Source organism: Mycobacterium sp. (genome assembly GCF_025965855.1).
Taxonomy (GTDB): domain Bacteria; phylum Actinomycetota; class Actinomycetes; order Mycobacteriales; family Mycobacteriaceae; genus Mycobacterium.
This window is the reverse complement of the sequence record NZ_JAOPWB010000088.1, coordinates 1-3,657: the sequence shown is the minus strand read 5'-3', so window position 1 is coordinate 3,657 and position 3,657 is coordinate 1. Positions and strand designations below refer to the sequence as shown.

General features: G+C 62.9%; 3 protein-coding genes and 1 pseudogene. 3 read left to right on the top strand and 1 reads right to left on the bottom strand.

The genetic code is table 11. From position 1 onward, the window contains the following. The 3 genes and pseudogenes from JWP83_RS06695 to JWP83_RS06685 form a co-directional block, all read left to right on the top strand. Nucleotides 1-425, top strand: a pseudogene (locus JWP83_RS06695) (alpha/beta hydrolase); the annotation flags it as partial. A 135-nt stretch (nucleotides 426-560) separates the two neighbouring features. Beyond that, nucleotides 561-1,544: an NAD-dependent epimerase/dehydratase family protein gene (locus tag JWP83_RS06690; protein WP_297727576.1), complete on the top strand. Its 984-nt coding sequence runs from the start codon at nucleotides 561-563 to the stop codon at nucleotides 1,542-1,544. A 248-nt stretch (nucleotides 1,545-1,792) separates the two neighbouring features. Continuing rightward, complete coding sequence (locus JWP83_RS06685; protein ID WP_297727579.1) at nucleotides 1,793-2,194, top strand: PAS domain-containing protein; 402 nt, start codon at nucleotides 1,793-1,795, stop codon at nucleotides 2,192-2,194. Between the two features lie 297 nt (nucleotides 2,195-2,491). Here the strand turns inward: JWP83_RS06685 and JWP83_RS06680 are convergent, their stop codons facing one another. Beyond that, the gene (locus tag JWP83_RS06680; protein WP_297727573.1) at nucleotides 2,492-3,250 is read right to left on the bottom strand and encodes a TetR/AcrR family transcriptional regulator; all 759 of its coding nucleotides are present in this window, start codon (nucleotides 3,248-3,250) and stop codon (nucleotides 2,492-2,494) included. Nucleotides 3,251-3,657 lie beyond the last annotated feature (407 nt).

The following is a 3,657-nucleotide window of genomic DNA, read 5'->3' as shown; positions in this document are numbered from 1 at the left end:
ACCAAGGCGAGGAACTCGCGGCCATCGTTTGCATGTCACCGCTTATGCAGATCGCCAAGCGCCACAAACAGGTGCATCCCAACATCCGCAGCGATGCGATGTTCTCCGCCAAAGCATTTGACGCACTCTGCTACCTGATCACCAAGGCGGGCCAGAGTCACGTCAGGGACGGAGGCCCCGAGGAGATCTATGAGCCGCTCGACCACATCGAGGCCGGTCTGCCCCGCACATTGATCCATGTATCCGGTTCCGAGGTCCTGCTGCACGACGCTCGGCTGGCCGCGCGGCGGCTGGCCGCGGCCGGAGTACCGGTCGAGCTACGGGTGTGGCCCGGCCAGATGCACGTGTTCCAGATCGCCGCGCCGACGGTGCCGGAGGCCAACCGGTCGTTGCGCCAGATTGGCAACTACATCCGCGAGGCGACCGATTCTTACCATCGCGTGGCGGTTTGTAGCGCCCGCGCCCATGCACCAGGATCTCGCCGCGGTGTCATCGCCGATTCCGCCTCAAAATCCGTTGCCGCCGTCCGCAATTCACCGTCGATTTGGAGATAGCTGACAATGCGCACCCTTGTCACCGGCGCCGTCGGATTCATCGGTTCCACCCTTGTCGACCGCCTCCTAAAGGAAGGACACCAGGTGACAGGAGTCGACAATCTCAGCGCCGCCCCGTCCGCTGCCAACCTCGCGTCGGCCCACCGGCACGACCGCCCCGGTCGCTTCACCTTCATCGCGGTCGACGTCAGGCACCCTGAGCTGTCCGACGTCGTCGCGCGCTCCAACCCCGACGTGGTGTTCCATTTGGCCGCCCAGATCGACGTGCGCTGCTCCGTTGATAATCCGCTACATGACGCCCGAAACAACGTGCTGGGCACCATCAATGTGCTGGAAGCGAGCCGGCGTGCGCGAGTGCCGCGGATCGTCTTCGCCTCCTCGGGTGGCGCCCGCTACGGTGCGCCCGCCACATTGCCCGCCACCGAGGACACTCCCGTCGACCCGCTTTCCCCGTATGCGGCGGCCAAGGTCGCCGGAGAGTTGTATATGCGCGCCTACGCCAGCATGTACGGGCTAGCGCCCATCTGTCTGGCACTGGCCAACGTCTATGGGCCACGCCAAAACCCACACGGAGAAGCCGGCGTGGTCGCGCTCTTCGGCAGTGCGATGATCTCCGGCCGTCCCACGACCATCTACGGCGACGGCAGCGCCACCGACGACTACGTTTACGTCGACGACGTCGTGACTGCCTTCTTGTGCGCCGCCGAAGCGCCGGTCACGACGACCGGCACCTTCAACGTCGGCACCGGCGTACAGACGACCGTCACCGATCTGCACCAGCTGATCGCCGAGGCAGTCGGCGTCTCGCGGTCGCCCCATTACGCCGAGGCCCGAACCGGCGAGGTTCAGGCGAGCGCGCTGGACCCGACCCTGGCGGGCCGGATGCTCGGCTGGAAACCCGACATCGACCTCACCGAAGGCATCAATCGCACCGTCGACTGGCTGCGCGGCCTCCTCGACCCCTCGCCGACCGCATTTGCCCAGGCCTGACCCGCAGATGTGACCGCGCCATCCACGCCACTCTGTTAGTTCTCACCTATTTGTCACGGCATACAAGCGGCGATGTGCAACATGAACACCGGCTCAAGTCCGGTTTTACAGCAGGCTGCAGTTTCGCTGTTTTGATGTATTGAGCTTGTCTCGTTGCTACTGTGCCATCCATGTCGAATGCGCAGTTGGCTGGTGGGAACTCACACGGCCACCCCCGCGACCGCGCTCTCATGAACGGCGATCGGCCAGTGGAGCGGCGGCGTAACGGGAGTTCCAGCGATTCACCGACGGACATCCTGACGCGGTTGCCTGCTGTGGTGGTGTTGGAGCGGCTGCCGGTTCCTACGCTCGCTATGGCCCGGGACGGCATGATCTTGTTCGCCAATTCGGCGTTTGCCGAGATGGTGGGTTATGAGCCGGATGCGTTGGCGGGGTCGGCTTTTCCTGAGATCTTCCAGACCGTGCCGGCCGAGGTAGCCGCGCTTTCCGGCGTCGATGCAGTCGCGAATCTGGTGGTGGAGCTGCGGCATTGTGAGGGTTGGACGGTGCGGGCCAGGATGAACAAGTCGGCGCTGATGCGGCGTGACGATCCGGTTGTGTTGGTGACATTTGACAATTTGACGGAGCGGCTGTGGATTGACCACCACTAGTACGGTTGGTGGGCTCGGCCCGTCGGGTCGTTGGCCTGGTGGTGGCGTTGGGACTCGCGGGCAACAAACGCGCGAAGATACTCAGTGATGTGTCGGCGACGATTGCTGGGAACAGAAGTTCTAGGTCTAGGGTGGAGTCGCCTGACGTGATCATTGCCGTCTGCTGTCTTGGAGAGCAGACGGGCGTTGAGGAGTGATTCGCTGACCACGTAGGGATCGAGACCTTCGCGAATGTCGCCTTCCGCGCTAGCGAGGCTGGCTAGGTCGCTGTCGGCGGCTGAGGCCAACAGTGGTGGGCTAAGCGTCGGTGTGCACCGAGGCGCGGGCAGTGGCGTGGAGGTCAACTGGGATTGCTTCAGCAGAAACCTTTTTCACCGCAAGTGCGTGGCGTCGTTGGATGAACTGGGTGAAGTAGCCGATTCGATCGGGATTGGTGAAGCTGGGTAGTGCCAGTACCCATGCCTTTTCGAGGTTGCCGAGGTAGTCCTCGGGTTGGTCGAGATTGCTGATTCGGCGGATACCCACCCACAGTGCCACCAACATTTTGGCGATGTCGTCGGGATCATGCTGGTCGATGACGTCGCCCTCGGTGACTGCTCTTTGGATGAGGGTGGTGACGAACTCCATCCTTGATTGCCACAGTGCCGGGGGCACGGGCGTTGTGTTGTCCAGGGTCTCGAGCAGTCGGATGCCGGCTCGGGCGACGTCGTGCTGGGTGTCTTGGACGGTAAGGAGGAAGACGAGATCGATCAGTGTTTCTAGTCCCGACATCTCTCGGGCAAGCAACTCGGCGACTGCTGCACAGCTCATCTCGGTGAGGTCGTCGATGATTGCCAAGGCCAGCGCTTGCTTAGAGGAGAAGTGAAAATACATTGCCCCTTTGGTCAGTTCGGCCTCTGCCAGGATGTCCTCGAGGCTGACCATGCTGTATGGGCGGTGGGCGAACTGGCGTGATGCGGCGGCGATGAGTCGATGGCGTGTGGTGTCGGCTCGCCGTTCGCTGGCCTCAGTCATCGCCCCGCCTGTCTCGTCGCCGCGCGACAAACCAATCTTCACGCCAAGACCATTCCGCCGCCGCGGCGTCCACCCCATCGATGATAGGGGCGGTGACCCGTCGGGTGGGAAGACCCGCCTGGGAGGGCGCTGTGTCCGTCGAGCCCTCCGTTGAATTGCGGCGTGCCCTCGAGCTGGCATCCCGCGCTTACCGCGGCCCGCAACTTTACCAAAAGACTGCCGATTCGTTAATTGTCTGCTCAATAAGTATGTAGTAGTCGTCGGTGGTGGATGATCGGTATCTACATAAGTTGTCACCTGGGAAGCGGCGGTAGCTTCGCCCGCCTCTGGGTCGGCTTGCTTCCATGAGGAGGAGCATATGTCGGTCGTAGCTACGCAGCCGGAGATGGTGACGCCTGTGCCGTCGACGTCGAATGCGCCGGCGCCCGCGGGGCGCTTAGCCGATTACC

Bases quoted from the DNA above. Each gene is read 5' to 3' on its own strand.
- JWP83_RS06690 (WP_297727576.1), top strand. From the start codon at position 561: ATGCGCACCCTTGTCACCGGCGCCGTCGGATTCATCGGTTCCACCCTT.